This is a genomic window from Burkholderia sp. Bp8992, assembly GCF_003853705.1.
In the GTDB taxonomy this organism is placed as follows: domain Bacteria; phylum Pseudomonadota; class Gammaproteobacteria; order Burkholderiales; family Burkholderiaceae; genus Burkholderia.
Map to the genome: position 1 here is coordinate 87715 of NZ_QTQI01000010.1, position 19957 is coordinate 107671.

At 67.8% G+C, this 19957-nt stretch carries 17 protein-coding genes; 6 read left to right on the plus strand and 11 right to left on the minus strand.

Going from position 1 to position 19957, the window contains the following annotated elements:
* Window positions 1-55: 55 nt before the first annotated feature.
* The 3 genes from gpmA to DIE03_RS16690 all read left to right on the plus strand — a co-directional run bounded on the left by gpmA (window position 56) and on the right by DIE03_RS16690 (window position 3467).
* A complete protein-coding gene (gene gpmA / locus DIE03_RS16680) occupies window positions 56-802 on the plus strand; it encodes a 2,3-diphosphoglycerate-dependent phosphoglycerate mutase (RefSeq protein WP_124452159.1) in 747 nt (248 codons plus the stop codon).
* A 256-nt stretch (window positions 803-1058) separates the two neighbouring features.
* Window positions 1059-2609 carry a S41 family peptidase gene (locus DIE03_RS16685; RefSeq protein WP_124452160.1) on the plus strand — a complete coding sequence of 517 codons (1551 nt, stop codon included), beginning with the start codon at window positions 1059-1061 and terminating at the stop codon, window positions 2607-2609.
* A gap of 105 nt (window positions 2610-2714) precedes the next feature.
* A complete protein-coding gene (locus DIE03_RS16690; protein ID WP_124452162.1) occupies window positions 2715-3467 on the plus strand; it encodes a molybdopterin-synthase adenylyltransferase MoeB in 753 nt (250 codons plus the stop codon).
* Window positions 3468-3535: 68 nt separating this feature from the next.
* Here DIE03_RS16690 and ptsP read toward each other — a convergent pair whose 3' ends face one another.
* The 7 genes from ptsP to DIE03_RS16725 form a co-directional block, all read right to left on the minus strand.
* Window positions 3536-5308, minus strand: coding sequence for a phosphoenolpyruvate--protein phosphotransferase (gene ptsP / locus DIE03_RS16695; protein ID WP_124452164.1), 1773 nt, complete (start codon window positions 5306-5308; stop codon window positions 3536-3538).
* Window positions 5309-5509: 201 nt separating this feature from the next.
* The gene (locus DIE03_RS16700) at window positions 5510-5779 is read right to left on the minus strand and encodes an HPr family phosphocarrier protein (RefSeq protein ID WP_124452166.1); all 270 of its coding nucleotides are present in this window, start codon (window positions 5777-5779) and stop codon (window positions 5510-5512) included.
* A gap of 73 nt (window positions 5780-5852) precedes the next feature.
* The gene (locus tag DIE03_RS16705; protein ID WP_124452168.1) at window positions 5853-6323 is read right to left on the minus strand and encodes a PTS sugar transporter subunit IIA; all 471 of its coding nucleotides are present in this window, start codon (window positions 6321-6323) and stop codon (window positions 5853-5855) included.
* Window positions 6324-6554: 231 nt separating this feature from the next.
* Entirely contained in the window at window positions 6555-7511 is a 957-nt protein-coding gene (gene gshB, locus DIE03_RS16710; protein WP_124452170.1) for a glutathione synthase, read from the minus strand.
* 27 nt (window positions 7512-7538) lie between these two features.
* A complete protein-coding gene (gene gshA, locus DIE03_RS16715) occupies window positions 7539-8828 on the minus strand; it encodes a glutamate--cysteine ligase (protein ID WP_044848231.1) in 1290 nt (429 codons plus the stop codon).
* Between the two features lie 245 nt (window positions 8829-9073).
* Entirely contained in the window at window positions 9074-10588 is a 1515-nt protein-coding gene (locus DIE03_RS16720) for an ammonium transporter (RefSeq protein WP_124452172.1), read from the minus strand.
* Window positions 10589-10627: 39 nt separating this feature from the next.
* On the minus strand, window positions 10628-10966 hold the full coding sequence (locus DIE03_RS16725; protein WP_006398175.1) for a P-II family nitrogen regulator: 339 nt from the start codon (window positions 10964-10966) through the stop codon (window positions 10628-10630).
* Window positions 10967-11321: 355 nt separating this feature from the next.
* On the opposite strand from DIE03_RS16725, the gene DIE03_RS16730 reads away from it, so the two are divergent.
* On the plus strand, window positions 11322-11573 hold the full coding sequence (locus tag DIE03_RS16730) for an accessory factor UbiK family protein (protein WP_006489451.1): 252 nt from the start codon (window positions 11322-11324) through the stop codon (window positions 11571-11573).
* 280 nt (window positions 11574-11853) lie between these two features.
* A complete protein-coding gene (locus tag DIE03_RS16735; RefSeq protein ID WP_124452174.1) occupies window positions 11854-13458 on the plus strand; it encodes a YifB family Mg chelatase-like AAA ATPase in 1605 nt (534 codons plus the stop codon).
* A 334-nt stretch (window positions 13459-13792) separates the two neighbouring features.
* On the opposite strand, the gene DIE03_RS16745 is transcribed toward DIE03_RS16735, so the two are convergent.
* The gene (locus DIE03_RS16745; protein WP_124452179.1) at window positions 13793-14365 is read right to left on the minus strand and encodes a hypothetical protein; all 573 of its coding nucleotides are present in this window, start codon (window positions 14363-14365) and stop codon (window positions 13793-13795) included.
* Window positions 14366-14537: 172 nt separating this feature from the next.
* Between DIE03_RS16745 and DIE03_RS16750 the strand changes: the two genes are divergently transcribed.
* Window positions 14538-15074, plus strand: coding sequence for a peroxiredoxin (locus tag DIE03_RS16750; RefSeq protein ID WP_124452181.1), 537 nt, complete (start codon window positions 14538-14540; stop codon window positions 15072-15074).
* 89 nt (window positions 15075-15163) lie between these two features.
* Here DIE03_RS16750 and DIE03_RS16755 read toward each other — a convergent pair whose 3' ends face one another.
* The 3 genes from DIE03_RS16755 to DIE03_RS16765 form a co-directional block, all read right to left on the minus strand.
* Entirely contained in the window at window positions 15164-16519 is a 1356-nt protein-coding gene (locus DIE03_RS16755) for a sigma-54 dependent transcriptional regulator (protein ID WP_124452397.1), read from the minus strand.
* Between the two features lie 94 nt (window positions 16520-16613).
* Window positions 16614-18623: an ATP-binding protein gene (locus DIE03_RS16760; RefSeq protein WP_124452183.1), complete on the minus strand. Its 2010-nt coding sequence runs from the start codon at window positions 18621-18623 to the stop codon at window positions 16614-16616.
* Window positions 18624-18627: 4 nt separating this feature from the next.
* A complete protein-coding gene (locus DIE03_RS16765; protein ID WP_124452185.1) occupies window positions 18628-19917 on the minus strand; it encodes a dicarboxylate/amino acid:cation symporter in 1290 nt (429 codons plus the stop codon).
* Window positions 19918-19957: the final 40 nt, after the last annotated feature.

The following is a 19957-nucleotide window of genomic DNA, read 5'->3' on the forward strand; positions in this document are numbered from 1 at the left end:
GGGTCGGGTCCTGCACGACGCGCCACAGCTTCCTTCACTACCGACCGCAAGATCCATGTACAAACTCGTTCTCATCCGCCACGGCGAATCGACGTGGAACAAGGAAAACCGCTTCACCGGCTGGGTCGACGTCGACCTGACCGAACAGGGTCGCAACGAGGCCTACCAGGCCGGCGAATTGCTCAAGGAGGCCGGCTACACGTTCGACATCGCGTACACGTCGGTGCTCAAGCGCGCGATCCGCACGCTGTGGCACGTGCAGGACAGGATGGACCTGATGTACCTGCCGGTCGTCCACTCGTGGCGCCTCAACGAGCGCCACTACGGCGCGCTGTCGGGCCTGAACAAGGCGGAGACGGCCGCGAAGTTCGGCGACGAGCAGGTGCTCGTGTGGCGCCGCAGCTACGACACGCCGCCGCCCGCGCTGGAGCCGTCCGACGAGCGCGCGCCGTTCAACGACCCGCGCTATGCGAAGGTGCCGCGCGAGCAGCTGCCGCTCACCGAGTGCCTGAAGGACACGGTCGCGCGCGTGCTGCCGCTGTGGAACGAGTCGATCGCGCCGGCCGTGCGCGCCGGCAAGCAGGTGCTGATCGCCGCGCACGGCAACTCGCTGCGCGCGCTGATCAAGTACCTCGACGGCATCTCGGACAGCGACATCGTCGGCCTGAACATCCCGAACGGCGTGCCGCTCGTCTATGAACTCGACGAGAACCTGAAGCCGATCAAGCACTATTACCTCGGCGACCAGGACGCCATCGCGCAGGCGCAGGCCGCCGTCGCGAAGCAGGGCAAGGCAGGCTGACGCCCGTCGCGCCGGGCAGGCCGCGTCCGGCGCGGCGCGCCCGGCCGCCGTCAGGCGCGCGGCGCGAACCTTCGCGCCCCCGGCGCGGTCGAATCCGCTTTCGAACCCGCAGCGCGTCCGGCGGTGCCGTGCCGGGCCGGCTCCAGGCCCTTTTCGACGCTTTTCGCGCCGTTCCACTGAGTTATCGGACGAACAGTTATACTTGTCCGCTACATCCCCGCTACCGCCACGCGCTTCCCGACCGCACCAGATCTCTATGCGAATGAAATTGAAGAACATCGGCCTGATTGCCGCGGGCCTCGCCACGGGCGTGTTCGCCACGCTGCAGGTTTCCGCATCGGCCGAGCAGACCGCCACGGCGCCGCTTCCTCTCGACCAGCTCCGCCTGTTCGCGGAAGTCTTCGGCCAGATCAAGCGCGAGTACGTCGAACCGGTCGACGACAAGAAACTGCTGACGGCGGCGATCAAGGGCATGGTGTCGAGCCTCGACCCGCACTCGTCGTTCCTCGACAAGACCGACTACGACGAGCTGCAGGAGCAGACGAAGGGCCGCTTCGCGGGTCTCGGCATCGAGATCTCGCAGGAAGACGGCCTCGTCAAGGTGATCTCGCCGATCGAGGATACCCCCGCGTTCCGCGCCGGCCTCCGTCCGGGCGACCTGATCACGCGCATCAACGACAAGCCGGTGCGCGGCATGACGCTCGACAAGGCCGTGAAGCAGATGCGCGGCGAGCCGGGCACCAAGGTCACGCTGACGATCTTCCGCAAGAGCGACGACCGCACGTTCCCGGTCACGGTCACGCGCGCGATCATCAAGGTCCAGAGCGTGAAGATGAAGATCCTCGATCCGGGCTACGCGTATATCCGGATCACGAGCTTCCAGGAACGCACGACGCCTGACCTCGCGGCGAAGCTGCAGGACATCGCACGCCAGCAGCCGAACCTGAAGGGCCTCGTCCTCGACCTGCGCAACAACGGCGGCGGCCTGCTGCAGAGCGCGGTCGGCGTGGCCGGCGCGTTCCTGCCGCCCGACTCGGTCGTCGTGTCGACCAACGGCCAGATCCCCGATTCGAAGCAGGTCTACCGCGATACATACGACAACTATCGCCTGCCGTCTTTCGACGGCGATCCGCTGAAGAGCCTGCCGCCGGTCTTCAAGACCGTGCCGATGATCGTGCTGACGAATGCGTATTCGGCGTCCGCGTCGGAAATCGTCGCCGGTGCGCTGCAGGATTCGAAGCGTGCGCAGATCATGGGCAAGACGACGTTCGGCAAGGGTTCGGTGCAGACGGTTCGCCCGATGACGGCCGACACCGCGCTGCGCCTGACCACCGCGTACTACTACACGCCGAGCGGCCGTTCGATCCAGAACAAGGGCATCACGCCGGACGTGCCGGTCGATCAGTACGCCGACGGCGATCCGGACGACGTGCTCGTGACGCGCGAGGTCGACTACACGAACCACCTCGCGAACACGCAGGACCCGAACGAGAAAAAGGAACAGGAAGAGCGCGAGCAGCGCCGGATGGATCAGCTGCGCGTCCTCGAGGAGCAGAACGACAAGAAGACGCCGGAGCAGCGCCAGAAGGATCGCGATCGCAAGCCGATCGAGTTCGGCAGCACCGACGACTTCATGATGCAGCAGGCGCTCAACAAGCTCGAAGGCAAACCGGTCCAGGAATCGAAGTCGCTGCTCGCCGAGAGCACGACGAAGAGCCCGGCCACCAAGGCCGCCACGGGCGCGAAGGCATCGGGCGCCAGCGCGAAGCCGGCTTCCGCACCGAAGCCCGCGTCCGCGCCGAAGTAAGCACCGGCCGGCATCCGACGGGCCATCGCGGGAAGACCGCGATGGCCCGTTTTTCATGCGCGCCTAAAATAACGAAACGTCCGCCCGCCTCGCCCCCGACTCCCCATGAACGACGATCAACTCCTGCGCTACTCCCGACACATCCTCGTCGACGAAATCGGCATCGAGGCGCAGCAGCGCTTTCTCGATGCGCATGCGATCGTCGTCGGCGCGGGCGGCCTCGGCTCGCCCGCCGCGATGTACCTCGCGGCATCGGGCGTCGGCACGATCACGCTCGTCGACGCCGATACGGTCGACCTCACGAACCTGCAGCGACAGATCCTGCACGTGACGGCATCGGTCGGCCGCAGCAAGGTCGAATCGGGGCGCGACACGCTCGCGCAACTGAATCCCGAGGTGAAGGTGAACGCGGTCGCGGCGCGCGTCGACGATACGTGGCTCGATGCGCACGTCCCGCACGCGAGCGTCGTGCTCGACTGCACCGACAACTTCGCGACGCGCCACGCGATCAACCGCGCGTGCGTCGCGCACGGCGTGCCGCTCGTGTCGGGCGCCGCGCTGCGTTTCGACGGCCAGATCAGCACGTTCGACTTCCGCGACCCGGCCGCGCCCTGCTATGCGTGCGTGTTCCCGGAAGACCAGCCGTTCGAGGAGGTCGCGTGCGCGACGATGGGCGTGTTCGCGCCGACGGTCGGCATCATCGGCGCGATGCAGGCCGCCGAAGCGCTGCGCGTGATCGGCGACATCGGCAAGACGCTCAACGGGCGGCTGATGATGCTCGATTCGCTGCGGATGGAATGGACGACGATGAAAATCACGCGCCAGGCCGACTGCCCCGTGTGCGGGGGCCGGCACTGACGCGCGACGGGCATGCGCCGGACAGCGCATGCGTGACACTTCACTACAGTTAACGGCGGCCTGAACGCCTATGCGGCTGCATCCGCGCGCGGCTCGGCGACCGACAGGCGCTGCAGTGCCGCCTGCACTTCTTCCGGCTCGAACGCGGCCAGCACGTCGGCCGTCGGCTTCTCGAGCGCCTTCAGATGCGCACGCAGGATCTCCTGCTTCACGACGAGCAGCTGGCTCGGGTGCATCGAGAACTCGGTGAGCCCCATCCCGAGCAACAGGCGCGTGAGCGCCGGATCGCCGGCCATCTCCCCGCACACCGACACCGACACGCCCGCGCGCTTCGCTTCGCGCAGCGTATAGGCAATCAGGTGCAGCACCGCTGGATGCAGCGGGTCGTACAGGTGCGCGACCGCGTTGTCCGCCCGGTCGATCGCGAGCGTGTACTGGATCAGGTCGTTCGTGCCGATCGACAGGAAATCGAACCGCTTCAGGAACAGCGGCAGCGCGATCGCCGCGGCCGGAATCTCGATCATCGCGCCGATGCGCACGTTCGGATCGTACGCGAGCCCCGCATCGTCGAGCTGGTGCTTCGCCTCGCGGATCAGATCGAGCGTCTGGTCGATTTCCTGCGCGTGCGCGAGCATCGGGATCAGGATCTTCACCTGGCCGAACGCGGACGCGCGCAGGATCGCGCGCAGCTGCGTGAGGAACATCTGCGGCTCGGACAGGCTCCAGCGGATCGCGCGCAGGCCGAGCGCCGGGTTCGGCGCCGTCTCGTAGCCTTCGTCGAGCGCCTCGAGCGGCTTGTCCGCGCCGACGTCGATCGTGCGGATCGTCACCGGCATGCCCTTCATCCACTCGACGGCGCGCTTGTACGCGGCGAACTGCTCCTCCTCTTCCGGCATCTCCTTCTGGTGCATGAACAGGAACTCGGAGCGGAACAGCCCGACGCCGACCGCGCCGGCCTCGACGGCCGCCTTCGCGTCGTCGGGCAGCTCGATGTTCGCGTACAGGTCGATCTTGGTGCCGCACAACGTTTGCGTCGGCGAGAACTTCAGGCGCTGCAGCTTGCGCTGCTCCAGCAGCTTCTCGGACTGGCGGTACGAATATTCCTCGAGGACGATCGGCGCCGGATCGACGATCACGATGCCCTGGTCGCCGTCGACGATGATCAGGTCGTCCTGGCGGATCAGCGCGCTCGCGTGCTGCACGCCGACCGCGGCCGGGATGCCGAGGCTGCGCGCGACGATCGCCGTGTGCGACGTGCGCCCGCCGAGGTCGGTGACGAACGCCTGGAACGACTGCGTCTTGAACTGCATCATGTCGGCCGGCGCGATGTCGTGCGCGACGACGATCATCTCGTTCGTGCCGTTCTTGGCCGCGCGGTCGAGTGCCTGCGACGCGGACGGCGCGCCGGCGAGCGCCTTCAGCACACGCTCGACCACCTGCTCGATGTCGGCCTTGCGCTCGCGCAGGTATTCGTCCTCGATGTCGTCGAAATGGCGCGTGAGCAGCTCCAGCTGCTCGGTCAGCGCCCATTCGACGTTGTAGCGGCGCGTGCGGATCAGGTCGATGGTTTCCTGGACGAGCATCTCGTCGCCCAGGATCATCGCGTGGACGTCGATGAATGCGCCGACTTCGCTCGGGGTGTCGTCGGTCAGGTCGGCGCGCAGCGCTTCGAGTTCGTGATGCACGACGTCGAGCGCCGTGCGGAAGCGCTCGACCTCGGCGTCGATCTGGTTGGCCTCGACCAGGTAATGGGCGACGTCGAGCGCCGCCGGCGCGATCAGATACGCTCGCCCGATCGCGATACCACGTGAGACGGGAATGCCATGCAGCGTGAAGGACACGCGCACCTCCTCTGTACAAGTAAAGCCGCGGCACACTGCTGCGATGCGCTTATGACCCCGGTTAGCGATTATAAATTCCGCGACTCACTGCTGACTGCATGCACCGCAGCATTGCGTATTTCGCATCAATGCTTCCGACGAAAAAAATGCCGCGAAATCCGCGGCATTCTGGCTGGAAACGGCAACGATCGCGCGTGGTGATCACTGGCCTTCGCCGAACTTGTCGGCGATCAGCTTCAGCAGCGCGTCCATCGCTTCCCGCTCGTCGGCTCCGTCGGTCTCGATCGTCACGGTGCTGCCGATGCCGGCCGCCAGCATCATCACGCCCATGATGCTCTTCGCATTGATCTTGCGCCCGTTGCGCGTCATCCAGACTTCCGACTGGAAGTTGCCGGCCAGTTGCGTAAGCTTGGCCGATGCGCGCGCATGGAGCCCCAATTTATTGACGATGGTGGTTTCTTGTTGAAGCATGATTCTCGGTCGGGTCGGTCGGGGCCGCCGGCGACGCGCGTCGGCGGTGCGGTCTAAAACGGAAAACGGGCAATCAGTGCGATTCGGTGCGCGGCTGCGGTTCGGGCGGAATCGGCGCGCACTGGCCGCAGCCGGTTTCCGTCGGCGGCGGCGGCGTACCGGCCGACACCTCGTGGACGCCCTTCGCGCCGCCGGACAGTGCCTTGTCGACCAGCTTGTCGAGCGGCACGGTGCGGTAGCAGACGGCGCGCACGAGCATCGGCAGGTTCACGCCCGCCAGCACGCGCACGTTGTCGAGCTTGGCGAGCTGGCCGGCGATGTTCGCGGGCGTCGCGCCGTACATGTCGGTCAGCACGACCACGCCGTTGTCTTCCCTGAGCCGCGCGAGTTCCGCGTGGGCGAACGCCATCACCTGGGTCGGATCGCTGTCCGCCGTCACGTCGATACAGCCGATGCGCGCGGGCACGCCGCCGTAGATGTGCGCGATGCAGTCCCGCAGCGCGGTGGCGAGCGGGGCATGCGCGATGATCAGAATCCCGGCCATGTCAGATCGCTCCCGGCCGCCCTTGGCGGACCGACACCCCGCGGCGGGGCAATGAGCGTAGCGAGTATGGGAAACGTTTCATGTTCAGCCTTGCAACAGTATCGGCCCGACCGCCGGGCCTTCGGTGCGCCGATCACGGCACCTGGCAAGCGGGCATTGTAGCAGGCCGGTCAAGCTGCTCCGGCGACGGGGGACCTGCGCGGCCGCCGCCGGAGTTGCGCGGGAAGCGGCCTACGCGGCCGCCCGCTCCAGCGCGTCGATGAACATCGCGGCGACGTCGAAGCCCGTCTGCTCCATGATCTCGCGGAAGCACGTCGGGCTCGTGACGTTCACCTCGGTCAGCCAGTCGCCGATCGCATCGAGGCCGACCAGCAGCAGCCCGCGCGACGCGAGCACCGGGCCGAGCGTCTCGGCGATCTCGCGATCGCGGGCCGTCAGCGGCTGCGCGACTCCCAGCCCGCCGGCGGCCAGGTTGCCGCGCACCTCGCTGCCCTGCGGAATCCGCGCGAGCGAATACGGCACGGGCTCGCCGCCGATCAGCAGGATGCGCTTGTCGCCGGCCTTGATCTCGGGAATGAATTTCTGCGCCATCACCGAGCGCGTGCCGTCGTGGCTCAGCATCTCGATGATCGAACCGAGGTTCATGCCGTCCGGCTTCACGCGGAACACGCCCATCCCGCCCATGCCGTCGAGCGGCTTCAGGATCACGTCGCCGTGCTCGGCGTGGAACGCGCGCAGCCGTTTCGCGTCGCGCGTGACGAGGGTCGGCGCGACGAACTGCGGAAACTCGCCGATCGCGAGCTTCTCTGAATGGTCGCGGATCGACTGCGCGTTGTTGAACACGCGGGCACCCGCGCGCTCGGCCAGCTCGAGCAGCCAGGTCGACGTCACGTACTCCATGTCGAACGGCGGATCCTTGCGCATCAGTACCGCGCCGAACGATTCGAGACGGCGCGCATCGACCGTGCCTGCGTCGAACCAGGTCTCGCGATGCAGGTCGTCCAGTTCGCCGACGAACGTGATGCGCCGCACGTCGGCCTCGACCGACGCGCCCGTCCACGCGAGGTGGTTCGGCTCGCATGCGTACACCGCATGCCCGCGACGCGCGGCCTCGGCCATCATGGCGTAGGTCGAATCCTTGTAGATCTTGAAGCGCTCGAGCGGGTCGGCGATAAAGAGAATGTCCATGCGGGTCCTGTACGTAGCGAAGGTCCGTTATACCTGGATGGCTTCGGGATCGGTCTTTTCCAGTTCGATCGACGACGCGATCAGCGACAGCCGCGCGACGACGCCGTACATGTAGAACCGGTTCGGCGGCGCGGCACCGGGCTTCGCGCCGGCATCCGGCAGCGCGGTGTGCTCGAAGCCGAGCGGCACGTAGTGCATGCCGGGCGCGTTCAGGTTCTGGTCGCGCTCGCGGCCGCCGTGCGTGCGGTAGAAACCGCCGACCACGTAGCGGTCGATCATGTACACGACGGGCTCGGCCACTTCGTCGCCGACGCGCTCGAACGTATAGACGCCTTCCTGCACGATCACGTCGCGCACCGCGAGGCCGGCCTTCGACTCGGCCATCTGCGCGCGCTCGGCCTTCGACATCCGGCCGATCTCGGCCGCGTCGTGCACGGTCATCACACCGCGCCCCGCCGTGCCCGCGTCGGCCTTCACGACGACGTACGGCTTCTCGCTGATCCCGTATTCGCGGTACTTGCGCGCGATCTTCTTCAGCACGCCGTCGATCGCGTCGGCGAGCGCCTGCTCGCCCTCATGCGCCTGCCAGTCGACGCCTTCGACGTGCGCGAAATACGGATTCACCATCCACGGATCGACGCCGACCATCTTCGCGAACTTCTTCGCGACGTCGTCGTAGCACGAGAAGTGCGTCGACTTGCGGCGCACGGCCCAGCCCGCATGCAGCGGCGGCAGCAGGTATTGCTCGTGCAGGTTCTCCAGCACGGCCGGGATGCCGGCCGACAGGTCGTTGTTCAGCAGGATCGAGCACGGGTCGAAATTCTTCAGGCCGAGGCGGCGCTGCGAACGCTCGAGCGGTTCGAGCACGATCTTCTGGCCGTCGGCCAGCGTGATCGGCGTCATGTCGGTGATGCTCGGGTCGAGCGAGCCGAAGCGCACGTTCAGGCCGGCCTGGCGCATGATCGTCGCGAGGCGCGCGACGTTTTCGAGGTAGAACGCGTTGCGGGTCGGCAGCTCGGGAATCACGAGCAGGTTCTTCGCGTCCGGGCAGATCTTCTCGATCGCGGCCATCGCGGCCTGCACGGCGAGCGGCAGCACTTCGGACGGCAGGTTGTTGAACGCGCCGGGAAACAGGTTCGCGTCGACGGGCGCCAGCTTGAAGCCGGCATTGCGCAGGTCCACCGAACAATAGAACGGCGGGGTATGTTCCTGCCATTCGAGCCTGAACCAGCGTTCGATCGCAGGCGTCGCGTCGAGGATCTTCTGCTCGAGTTCGAGCAGCGGACCGTTCAACGCGGTAACGAGGTGGGGAACCATGAATCACTCGCGAGCGGGAGAATGAAGATTGTAGAGCAATTGCCCTGCCCATTTGGGGATTGTTCCCGGCTTCACAAGGATATGGAGGAAGTTTTCGGCTATTGACCCGATAGAGTGAAGGGTTATCCGCTACGGCAGCGCGCAACAGAAGAAAAAAAGCCCGCCGGGTGGGGCGGGCCGAAGTCGCTGCGCTCATTCGGTGGCGGGCGCCGTCTTTGCGGCGGCCCGCCGGTCATCCTTGTGACTTATTCGACATGCTCGCCGTGCAGGATCACGTCGAGACCTTCGCGCTCTTCCTCTTCGGTCACGCGCAGGCCGATCGTCAGGTCGATCAGCTTCAGCAGCACGAAGCTCAGCACGCCGCTGTAGACCAGCGTGATCAGGACGCCCTTCGCCTGCAGCAGCAGGCTGCCGTCGGCGCCGCCGATATCCTTGACCGCGAACACGCCGGTCAGCAGTGCGCCGAGAATCCCGCCGATGCCGTGCACGCCGAACGCGTCGAGCGAATCGTCGTAGCCGAGCTTCGACTTGAGCCAGGTGGCCGACCAGAAGCACACGACGCCCGCCGCGATACCGATCACGAGCGCGCCTGCCACGCCGACGAAGCCGGCTGCCGGCGTGATCGCCACCAGACCCGCGACCGCGCCCGACACGATGCCGAGCACCGACGGCTTGCCCTTCGCGATCCATTCGGCAAACATCCAGCCGAGCGCCGCGCAGGCCGTCGCGACTTGCGTCGTCAGCATCGCGAAGCCGGCACGACCGTCGGCCGCGACCGCGGAGCCTGCGTTGAAGCCGAACCAGCCGACCCACAGCATCGAGCCGCCGATCATCGTCAGCACGAGGTTGTGCGGTGCCATCGATTCGCGGCCGTAGCCGACGCGCTTGCCGAGCACGAGGCACGACACGAGGCCCGCGATACCGGCGTTGATGTGCACCACCGTGCCGCCCGCGAAGTCGAGCACGCCGTCAGCCGACAGCCAGCCGGTCGGTTCCCACACCATGTGCGCGATCGGCACGTAGACGATCAGCGACCAGAGCGTCATGAACACGAGCATCGCCGAGAACTTCATCCGGTCGGCGAACGCGCCGCAGATCAGCGCCGGCGTGATGATCGCGAACGTCATCTGGTAGACGAAGTAGACCGATTCCGGAATCGTCGTCGCGAGATGGCTGACGGTCAGCGTCGTCGCCTTGTCGCCCTTGATGTAGTTCATGCCGTGCAGGAACGCGCGCGACAGGCCGCCGATGAAGCCGTTGCCCGGCGTGAACGCGAGGCTGTAGCCGACCACCGTCCAGAGCACCGTGATCACCGCGGTGATCGCGAAGCTCTGCATCACGGTCGCGAGCACGTTCTTCTTGCGGACCATGCCCGCGTAGAACAGCGCGAGGCCGGGGATCGTCATGAACAGCACGAGCGCGGTGGACGTCAGCATCCACGCGGTGTCGCCCGCGCTGATCTTCGACGAATCGACCGAGAACGGGGCGGTCGGCGCAGCCGGTGCGGCAGGCGCGGACGCGGCGGCGGCAGCCGATGCGTCGGCGGCGCCCGAAGCCGGTGCGGCGGCAGCGGCGGTCGCCGATGCGTCGGTCGCAGCCGGCGCCGAAGCGGCCGGCGCGGCGGCGGCCGATGCGTCGGAAGCCGTGGCGGCGGGTGCGGACGCAGCCGCGGCGGACGCCGCGTCGTCGGCGAGCGCGGGGCCGACGCCGGCCGCGATCAGCGAGCCGGCCATCAGCAGGGACATCAGAAGTTTGCGCATCTTGGGTTTCCTCTTGTCGCTTGTCTTTAGTCTGTTCTGTTACAGCGCGTCAGCGCCGGTCTCCCCGGTGCGAATCCGGATCACTTGCTCGATGGGCGTGACGAAGATCTTGCCGTCGCCGATCTTGCCGGTGCGCGCGGCCCGCTCGATCGCTTCCACCGCCTGGTCGACGAGATCGTCCGACACGGCCGCCTCGATCTTCATCTTCGGCAGGAAATCGACCACGTATTCGGCGCCGCGGTACAGCTCGGTATGCCCCTTCTGGCGCCCGAACCCTTTCACCTCCGTCACCGTGATGCCCGAGACGCCAAGCGCCGACAGCGCTTCGCGCGTCTCATCGAGCTTGAACGGCTTGATGATTGCGGTAATGAGTTTCATGAAGTCCTCTCGCTGGGTTGTCCCGTCGAATTGGTTGGAATGTTGTAACGGACTCTTCTCAGCAACTCGCATGCCATGTCCGCTCGAACACCGTCTCGAAGGGCTCGGGAACAGGGTCACATCCCGCGATGTAAGGCGCGGAAGCCCGGCCGAATGGCCAACGTGGCCCGGTTTGCTGGCGCGGCGAAAGGAACGTTGCTAGAGTGCACGCACGTCCCGGCTCGCCGGGCCATTCACCCATGCGGGCGCCATGCCCGGAATTCGCGCCCTGCGCGCACCATTTCCGGTCATGCGTGCATCATGGGCACGTACGCAACTGAAGATGCACATTTTTTGTGCAAGGAAGGGGAATCACATGAAGCAACCCAGCGATGTTTTCAACGATCTGCAGTCGCGCGTCAGCGACCTGCTGAAAAACTCGCCGGCCAAGGACGTCGAGCGCAACGTGAAGGCCATGCTGTCGCAAGGCTTCTCGAAGCTCGATCTCGTCACGCGCGAGGAATTCGACACGCAGGCCCAGGTGCTCGCCCGCACCCGCGTGCGCCTCGAGGAACTCGAAAAGCGCGTCGCGGAACTCGAGCAGAAGCTCGCCGCGCCGCAGGCCTGACGCCCCACCCGGCCGCAAGGTCCGGGCGCGGGCCGCCTCGTGCGGCCCGCGCCCGCCGCGCTGAAGGTGTTCCGCCGCTCTCCGTAGTCCGTCGTTCTTCGCAGCATCCTCCGCTCTTCGCAGTCCATCGCTCTTCGCAGTTCCTCGTTCCGCAGTTCGTCGTTCCGCAGTCCCTCGCTCTTTCCCCGCGCCACGCCGGCACGCGCGCACCGATTTCTCCGATTCCCGCGGCATGCGGCCCCGAACGGCCGTCGTCCGCCTGTCACGCAGGAGCCTCGCCATGTCGCTTGCCGTGGTGCGCAGTCGCGCGCCTGCCTCCGGCCGCGCGCCGGACGTCACCGTCGAAGTCCATCTCGCCAACGGGCTGCCGTCGTTCTCGATCGTCGGCCTGCCCGATCTCGAAGTCCGCGAAAGCCGCGAGCGCGTCCGCGCCGCGCTGCAGAACTGCGGCTTCGAATTTCCCGTGCGCCGGATCACCGTCAATCTCGCGCCGGCCGACCTGCCGAAAGAGTCGGGTCGGTTCGACCTGCCGATCGCGCTCGGCATCCTCGCCGCGAACGGCCAGATCCCGGCCGACGCGCTGGCCGGCCGCGAATTCGCGGGCGAGCTGTCGCTGACGGGCGCGCTGCGGCCGATGCGCGGCGCGTTCGCGATGGCGTGCGGCGCCGCGCGCGACTGGCGCGCGGAGGAATCCGGTGCGGGCGTCGCCGGTGGCGCGGGCCTGGATGCCGGCGCTCCGCGCGATTCCGTCGCGAGCTCGCGTCCGCCCGAGCTGTACCTGCCGTTCGACAGCGCGGCCGAGGCCGCGCTCGTCCCGGGCGTGACCGTGTACGGCGCGCGCGACCTGCCCGCGCTGTGTGCGCACCTCGCCGATGCGCCGGACGGGCGGCTCACGCCGGTCGCGGCGCCCTGCCTCGACCACCTGCCGGCGCCGGCCGCGCCCGACCTCGCGGACGTGGTCGGCCAGCGTGGCGCACGGCGCGCACTCGAAGTCGCCGCCGCGGGCGGTCATCACATGCTGATGGTCGGGCCGCCGGGGGCCGGCAAATCGATGCTGGCCGCGCGGCTGGCCGGCCTCCTGCCGCCGCTGACCGACGACGAAGCGCTGACGTCGGCCGCGCTGCTTTCCGCGAGCCGCCTCGGCTTCTCGCCCGCGCAGTGGCGCCGGCGGCCGTTCCGTTCGCCGCATCACTCGTCGAGCGCCGCGGCGCTGGTCGGTGGCCGCAATCCGCCGCAACCCGGTGAAATCACGCTCGCGCACCTCGGCGTGCTGTTTCTCGACGAGTTGCCGGAATTCGACCGGCACGTGCTCGAAATGCTGCGCGAGCCGCTCGAAGCCGGCCGCATCACGATCTCGCGCGCGGCCCAGCAGGCCGACTTCCCGGCCGCGTGCCAGCTGATCGCCGCGATGAACCCGTGCCCGTGCGGCTGGCACGGCGATCCGTCCGGGCGCTGCCGCTGCTCGCCGGACGTCGCCGCGCGCTACCTGCGCAAGCTGTCGGGGCCGCTGCTCGACCGCATCGACATCCAGATCGACCTGCCCGCGCTGTCGCCGGCCGAACTCGCGTCGCGCACCACGGCGCCCGGCGAGCCGAGCGCGGCGGTGGCCGCCCGCGTTGCGCAGGCGCGAGCGCTGCAGCTCGACCGGCAGGGCAAGACGAATCACATGCTGAGCGGCCGCGAGACCGACGACCTGTGCCGGCCGACCGACGAAGGCGAGCGGCTGCTGCGCGAAGCGGGCGAGCGCTTCGGCTGGTCGGCGCGTGCGTATTTCCGCGTGCTGAAAGTCGCGCGGACGATCGCCGACCTGGCCGGCGACCCGCTGCCGACGGCCGCGCAGATCGCCGAGGCGATCCGCTACCGGCGCGCGCTCACGGCGCTCTGAGCGCTCTCGGAGGACAAAATCCGGCTGTCAAGACTTGACTTATGCACAATTCCACGAGTCCGGCCCCGGATCGGGGCTCGCCGCGGCCTTTGCCGGACGGAATTCGTATCCCGTTGTTTTGATTGATTTTTCTCAAAGGCCGAACGGGCGGCCAAACAGGCCGGAAGGCCGTCCGGCGTGGCTCTGCGGGAAATACCGACTACTTTTCAACAAAGTTATCCACATGCGCTGTGGATAGCCGAAAAACCCTCGCAAAATCCGGCGATTAGCGTCGAAAGCTGCGAATGAACTTTCAGTTGTCACAGCGTGTCCGAGGCACCCTCGCCGGCCGCGGTCAATCGAGTTTGAACGAGCCGAAAAACTGGTCGAGCTGCTCCTGCGTGAGCGACCCGTCGGCGATCACGACGGCCTGGTAAGCGTGCCGGCCGCGCGCGGCAAGCCGCGCGACGATCGTCTTGCGTGCGCGATCGCCGCCGGCAGCCGCCCCCGCGACACGCAGCTCGATCCCGTTCACCGCGCCGCCGGCCGCGAGCGGCACCGGCACGGACGCCGTCTGCGGCGCGCCTTCGAGATTGCGCGACAGTCCCGCGCGCAGGAATTCGAGCGCCGCGCGGCGCGTGTCGTCGCGGTCGTCCGGCAGCGTCAGCGTGCCGACCGCGAACACCGCGCCGTCGACGTGCGCGGCCTGCATGCGCATCGGCATCGACGTACCGCCGATCGCCACCGGCTGCTCCTCGACGGTCGGCTTCGCCGGCAAATCGATCGTGTAGCCTGCGTCGTTGTGCAGCGTGCGCCAGTCGAACGACGGCGAGCACGCGGCCAGCGCGGCGCTCACGCAGGCAAGCGCGGCGAAGTGCCGCAGCGGACGAAAAAGGGGGCGCAACGATTCGATGACTTCCTTCGGCATGGCGTGGATCGGGCAGGCAAAAACGGGCATTATCCGCCGAACCTGAAACCCTGGATGCGTGGCGGCCGCCGGTGCGCGCACCGCATTCGCGCTAAAATGAGCGCGAAATTCAACGTCGATTTCGACGTCCTTTGCATCGACCCGCGTCATCGACCGACTCCGAGAGCACCAGATGAACACCACGCCTCCCGCCCGCCGCAGTGCCGGCCCCATCCGCTACCTCGTCGCGGTTGCCGTCGTCGCGGCCATCGCCGTCGCCGGCTTCTTCGCGTTCAACGGCAAGTCCAGCGTGCCGGACGCGACGTTCACGCTGCTGTCGGGCCAGAAGGTCTCGACCGCAGGCGACCTGAAGGGCAAGGTCTATCTCGTGAACTTCTGGGCGACGAGCTGCGCGACCTGCATGCAGGAAATGCCGCAGATGGTCGATACCTACAATCGCTTCAAGGGTCAGGGGCTGGAATTCGTCGCGGTCGCGATGAACTACGATCCGCCGATGTACGTCGCGAACTACGCGCAGACGCGCCAGCTGCCGTTCAAGGTCGCGCTCGACGACGGCAGCGTCGCGAAGCAGTTCGGCAACGTGCAGCTCACGCCGACGACCTTCGTGGTCGACAAGGACGGCAAGATCCTGAAGCGCTACGTCGGCGCACCGCAGTTCGCGGAACTCGACGCGCTGCTCAAGAAGGCGCTCGACGGCAACGCGGCCTGAGCGCCGCACGCCGTCGCACGACAGGACTCGCAGGGCCGCACCCCGCGCCCTGCTCCGCGAAACGGACCGCACTGCGGTCCGTTTGCTTTTCAGCGCTCGGTTTCGCCTTTCGCCGACAGCCCGTAGCGCTTCATCTTCTCGTACAGCGTGGCCTTGCCGACATGCAGCCGGTCGGCCGTCGCGGCAACCGCTCCGCCCGTCTGGTTCAGCGCCTCGGCGATCACCGCACGCTCGAACTGCTCGATGCGCTCCTTCAGCGTCTGGTCGTTGTCGGCATCGCCGCCGCCCGCGCCCGTTTCCTGCGGCATGTCGGCCACGCCGAGCACGAAGCGGTCGGCCGCATTGTGCAGCTCGCGCACGTTGCCGGGCCAGTCGCGCTGCATCAGGCTCGCGCGCTGCCGGTCGGTCAGCACCGGCGCGGGCCGCCCGTAGCGCACGGCCGCATCGAGCATGAAGTGCTCGAACAGCGGCACGATGTCCTCGCGGCGCTCGGCGAGCGGCGGCAGCGCGATCGTCACGACGTTGAGCCGGTACAGCAGGTCGCGCCGGAACGTGCCGGCTGCGACGAGCTCGCTCATGTCGCCCTTCGCGGCCGCGACGACGCGGCAGTTCACGCGGATCGGCTGGTTCGAGCCGAGCCGCTCCAGCACGCCGTCCTGCAGCACGCGCAGCAGCTTCACCTGCAGCGCGAGCGGCATGCTTTCGATTTCGTCGAGGAACAGCGTGCCGCCGGACGCGTATTCGAGCTTGCCGACGCGGCGCTTCGCGGCGCCCGTGAACGCACCGGGCTCGTAGCCGAACATCTCCGACTCGAACATCGGCTCGGGCAGCGCGCCGCAATTCACCGCGATGAACGGCTTGTCGCGGCGCGGCGACAGCTCGTGCAGGCTGCGCGCGATCAATTCCTTGCCGGCACCCGTGTCGCCGTTGATCAGCACCGACGCGTCGGTCGGCGCGACGTTCGCGAGCAGCTTGCGCACCTGCTCGATCGCGGGGCTGCGGCCGATGATGCGCGGCGCGACGACGTTCTGCCCGGCCAGCTCGCGCCGCAGCGCGTGGTTCTCGAGCACGAGCTCGCGGCGCTCCAGCGCGCGGCGCACCGTCTCGATCAGGCGCTCGGCCGCGAACGGCTTTTCGATGAAGTCGTACGCGCCGTCGCGCATCGCCTGCACGGCCATCGAGATGTCGCCGTGACCGGTCACGAGGATCACCGGCACGTCGGGCACGCGTTCGCGGCACTGCGCAAGCACGTCGAGCCCGCTTGCGCCGGGCAGCCGGATGTCGCTGACGATCGCGCCGGCGGTATCCGCGACGATCGCCTTCTCGGCCGCTTCGGCCGACTCGAAGCCGGCGACGTCGAAGCCTGCCAGCTGGAGGCTCTGCACGCTCGCCCGGCGAACGAGCGCATCGTCTTCGATATAGATCACTTGCAGCCGGTTGGCCATCGTACTCACTTGCTCCTGACAGGCCGCGCGACGGTCTCGCGCGCGGCGCTCGTTGATGCCGGTCGTGCGCCGACCGGGCCCGGGCCCGATCACGCTAATGCGAGCCTGCCGGCTCGGACACGGAGTCCGGATGATGCGTGCGTGCGCGCCGCAGCGTCAAGACGAACAGCGCGCCGCCCGACGGCGCATTGCGCGCGGTCAGCGCGCCGCCCGCGTCGCTCGCGATCGACGACGAGATCGCGAGGCCGAGCCCGAGCCCGCGCCCCATTTCCTTCGTCGTGAAGAACGGCTCGAACAGCCGCGGCAGCAAATCGGGCGCGATGCCGGAGCCGTTGTCGCGCACTTCGACCGCGAGCGTCGCGGCCGACACCGCGATCGTCACCTCGATCGCCGGCGCCGCGACGCCGGCCACCGCGTCCAGCGCGTTGCCGAGCAGGTTGATCAGCACCTGTTCGAGGCGCAGATCCTCGCAGCGCGCCACGAGCGCCGGATAGTCGCGCGCGAGGTCGAGCGGCTCGTCGTGCGCGGGCGACGCGGTCGCGTCCTGCAGCGTCAGCGTGAGCGCGACGCCGCCCAGCCGCTCGCCCAGCAGCGACAGCACGCTGCGCAGCGCGCGCACGACGAGCGCCCGCTCGTTGCGCGGCTTCGCGCGGCCGACGAACAGCTTCAGCTGATTCGTGATCTTGCCCATCCGCTCGGTGAGCGCCGCGATCGCCTCGAGGTTCTCGCGCGCGGCCGCCTGCTCGCCGCGGTCGAGCAGCACGCGCGTGTTGTCCGAGAAGCTGCGCAGCGCCGCGAGCGGCTGGTTCAGTTCATGCGTGATGCCGGCCGCCATCTGGCCGAGCGCGGCGAGCTTGCTCGCCTGGATCAGTTCGTCGTGCGCGGCGCGCAGTTCCTGCTCCGCGCGGATCCGGTCGCCGACTTCCTTCTGCAACTGCTCGTTCGCTTCCGACAGGTCGGCCGTGCGCTCCTCGACGCGCCGGTTCAGCTCCGCGTACGCCTGCTGCAACAGCGCGCGGCCGCGGATCATTTCGCGCACGCGCGCCCGGCGCATCCGCCAGTAGAACGCGAGCAGCGCGACCGACACGAAGCCGAAACCCGTGACGATCGTCGCGTTGCGCGCATCGGTGTCGATCGGCGCGATCGGCGCGAGCGTGACGAGCAGCCAGTCGGGCTCGCCGATCCGGCGCTTGCTGACGAGAAAACGCGGCGCGCGCCGGCCGGGGCCGAGCCGCACGATCTCCGCGTCGGCGCCGAGCGTCTGCTCGATGCGCAGCGGCAGCGGCGTGACCGGTTGCTGCGCGTACTGGCGCGTCTCGTAGATCGATGCGGCGACGGGGCCCGTGAGCGGGCGCAGCGTGTGGTACTTCCACGCGGGCACCGACGACAGGAACACGACGCCGTGATCGTCCGCGACGACGAGCGGCTCGGACGCATCGGCACCCTGGAACCACTCGAGGTTGAGCTTCACGACGACGACGCCCGCGATCCGGCCGTCGCGCCATACGGGCTGCGAGATGTAGTAGCCGGGGTCGCGCGAGATCGTGCCGATGCCGAAGAAGCGGCCGACCTGGCCGTTCATCGCATCGACGAAATACGGCCGGAAGCGGTATTCGGTCCCGACGAAGCTGTCGGGCGCGCGCCAGTTGCTGGCGGCGACGCACAGGCCGTCCGCACCGATCACGTAGGTGACGGTCGCGTGCGCGTGTTCGTTGAGATCTTCGAGATAGCGGTTGACGCGCGCGGTGTAGTCGCCGCGCTTCGGCTCGGCGAGCAGGTCCTGCACGTACGGATGGCTGCCGAGCAGGTAAGGCAGCGACTCGTAGCGGTCGAGCGTGCTCTTGAGCGCGTTGGTCGTGCGGTCGACGCGCACCGCGGCATTGCGCTGCAGCTCGGCGACGCCGCGTTGCCAGGTGATCGTCCACGTCAGCGCGCACGCCGCGACGAGCGCGGCGGCAAGCACGACGAGGATGAGCAGGCGGCGCGTCACGGTCGAGGCTTCCTGGCGATGCGGATCGCCTATTGTGTCATAGGCCTCCGCATCCACGCGCCGATCGCCGCGTGCCGCGCCGCCGGCGGACGGTGCGGCCGCCTGCTCCTTCATGACGTCAGACGCCGGCCGTCTCGGTCGGTGCGACTGCGCCGCCGCCCTTCAGCGCCTGGCTCAGCTTGTTGCGGTCGAGTTCCTTCTCCCACGCGGACACGACGACCGTCGCGACGCCGTTGCCGACGATGTTGGTCAGCGCGCGGCATTCGCTCATGAAGCGGTCGATGCCGAGGATCAGCACCATGCCCGACAGCGGGATCGTCGGCACGACGGCCAGCGTCGCGGCGAGCGTGATGAAGCCCGCGCCCGTCACGCCGCTCGCGCCCTTCGACGTCAGCATCGCGACGGCCAGCAGCGTGAGCTGCTGCATCCACGTCAGCTCGATGTTGGTCGCCTGCGCGATGAACAGCACGGCCATCGTCATGTAGATGTTGGTGCCGTCGAGGTTGAACGAATAGCCGGTCGGCACGACGAGGCCGACGACCGAACGCGAGCAGCCTGCCTTCTCGAGCTTTTCCATCAGCTGCGGCAGCGCGGCTTCCGACGAGCTCGTGCCGAGCACGATCAGCAGCTCTTCCTTGATGTAGGACACGAAGCGGATGATCGAGAAGCCCGTGAAGCGCGCGATCGCGCCGAGCACGACGAGCACGAACACGACCGACGTCAGGTAGAACGTGCCGATCAGCTTGAGCAGCGGCACCAGCGAGCCGACGCCGTACTTGCCGATCGTGAACGCCATCGCGCCGAACGCGCCGATCGGGGCCAGCTTCGTGACGATGTGCACGATGCCGAACAGCACGCGCGTCAGCCCGTCGATGAAGTCGGTCACGACCTTGCCGCGCTCGCCGAGGTGCGCGAGCACGCTGCCGAACAGCAGCGCGATCAGCAGGATCTGCAGGATTTCACCCTGCGCGAACGCATCGACCATCGTGTTCGGGATGATGTGCATCAGGAAGTCGACCGTCGACTGCCCGTGTGCCTTCGCCGCGTACGACGCGACGGCCTTGCCGTCGAGCGTCGCCGGATCGATGTTGAAGCCGACGCCCGGACGCAGGATGTGCGTGGCCGCGAGGCCCAGCAGCAGCGCGAAGGTCGACACGATCTCGAAGTACAGCAGCGCCTTGCCGCCGACGCGGCCGACCTTCTTCATGTCCTCCATGCCGGCGATGCCGGTGACGACCGTACAGAAGATGATCGGACCGATCACCATCTTGATCAGCTTGATGAAGCCGTCGCCGAGCGGCTTCATGTCGGTGGCGATCGAAGGATAGAAGTGGCCGAGGATCACGCCGACGATGATGGCGAAAATCACCTGCACATAGAGCACTTTGTAGAAGGGTTTCTTCTTCACGATGGTTCCTGCTGAAGTAGATGAGCCGGTGGAAACGGCG

Bases quoted from the DNA above. Each gene is read 5' to 3' on its own strand.
- DIE03_RS16690 (WP_124452162.1), top strand. From the start codon at position 2,715: ATGAACGACGATCAACTCCTGCGCTACTCCCGACACATCCTCGTCGAC.
- DIE03_RS16725 (WP_006398175.1), bottom strand. From the start codon at position 10,966: ATGAAACTCATTACCGCAATCATCAAGCCGTTCAAGCTCGATGAGACG.
- DIE03_RS16700 (WP_124452166.1), bottom strand. From the start codon at position 5,779: ATGCTTCAACAAGAAACCACCATCGTCAATAAATTGGGGCTCCATGCG.
- DIE03_RS16705 (WP_124452168.1), bottom strand. From the start codon at position 6,323: ATGGCCGGGATTCTGATCATCGCGCATGCCCCGCTCGCCACCGCGCTG.
- DIE03_RS16760 (WP_124452183.1), bottom strand. From the start codon at position 18,623: ATGAAGGAGCAGGCGGCCGCACCGTCCGCCGGCGGCGCGGCACGCGGC.
- DIE03_RS16735 (WP_124452174.1), top strand. From the start codon at position 11,854: ATGTCGCTTGCCGTGGTGCGCAGTCGCGCGCCTGCCTCCGGCCGCGCG.
- gshA (WP_044848231.1), bottom strand. From the start codon at position 8,828: ATGGTTCCCCACCTCGTTACCGCGTTGAACGGTCCGCTGCTCGAACTC.
- gshB (WP_124452170.1), bottom strand. From the start codon at position 7,511: ATGGACATTCTCTTTATCGCCGACCCGCTCGAGCGCTTCAAGATCTAC.
- DIE03_RS16685 (WP_124452160.1), top strand. From the start codon at position 1,059: ATGCGAATGAAATTGAAGAACATCGGCCTGATTGCCGCGGGCCTCGCC.
- DIE03_RS16730 (WP_006489451.1), top strand. From the start codon at position 11,322: ATGAAGCAACCCAGCGATGTTTTCAACGATCTGCAGTCGCGCGTCAGC.
- DIE03_RS16755 (WP_124452397.1), bottom strand. From the start codon at position 16,519: ATGGCCAACCGGCTGCAAGTGATCTATATCGAAGACGATGCGCTCGTT.
- DIE03_RS16720 (WP_124452172.1), bottom strand. From the start codon at position 10,588: ATGCGCAAACTTCTGATGTCCCTGCTGATGGCCGGCTCGCTGATCGCG.
- gpmA (WP_124452159.1), top strand. From the start codon at position 56: ATGTACAAACTCGTTCTCATCCGCCACGGCGAATCGACGTGGAACAAG.
- DIE03_RS16750 (WP_124452181.1), top strand. From the start codon at position 14,538: ATGAACACCACGCCTCCCGCCCGCCGCAGTGCCGGCCCCATCCGCTAC.
- DIE03_RS16745 (WP_124452179.1), bottom strand. From the start codon at position 14,365: ATGCCGAAGGAAGTCATCGAATCGTTGCGCCCCCTTTTTCGTCCGCTG.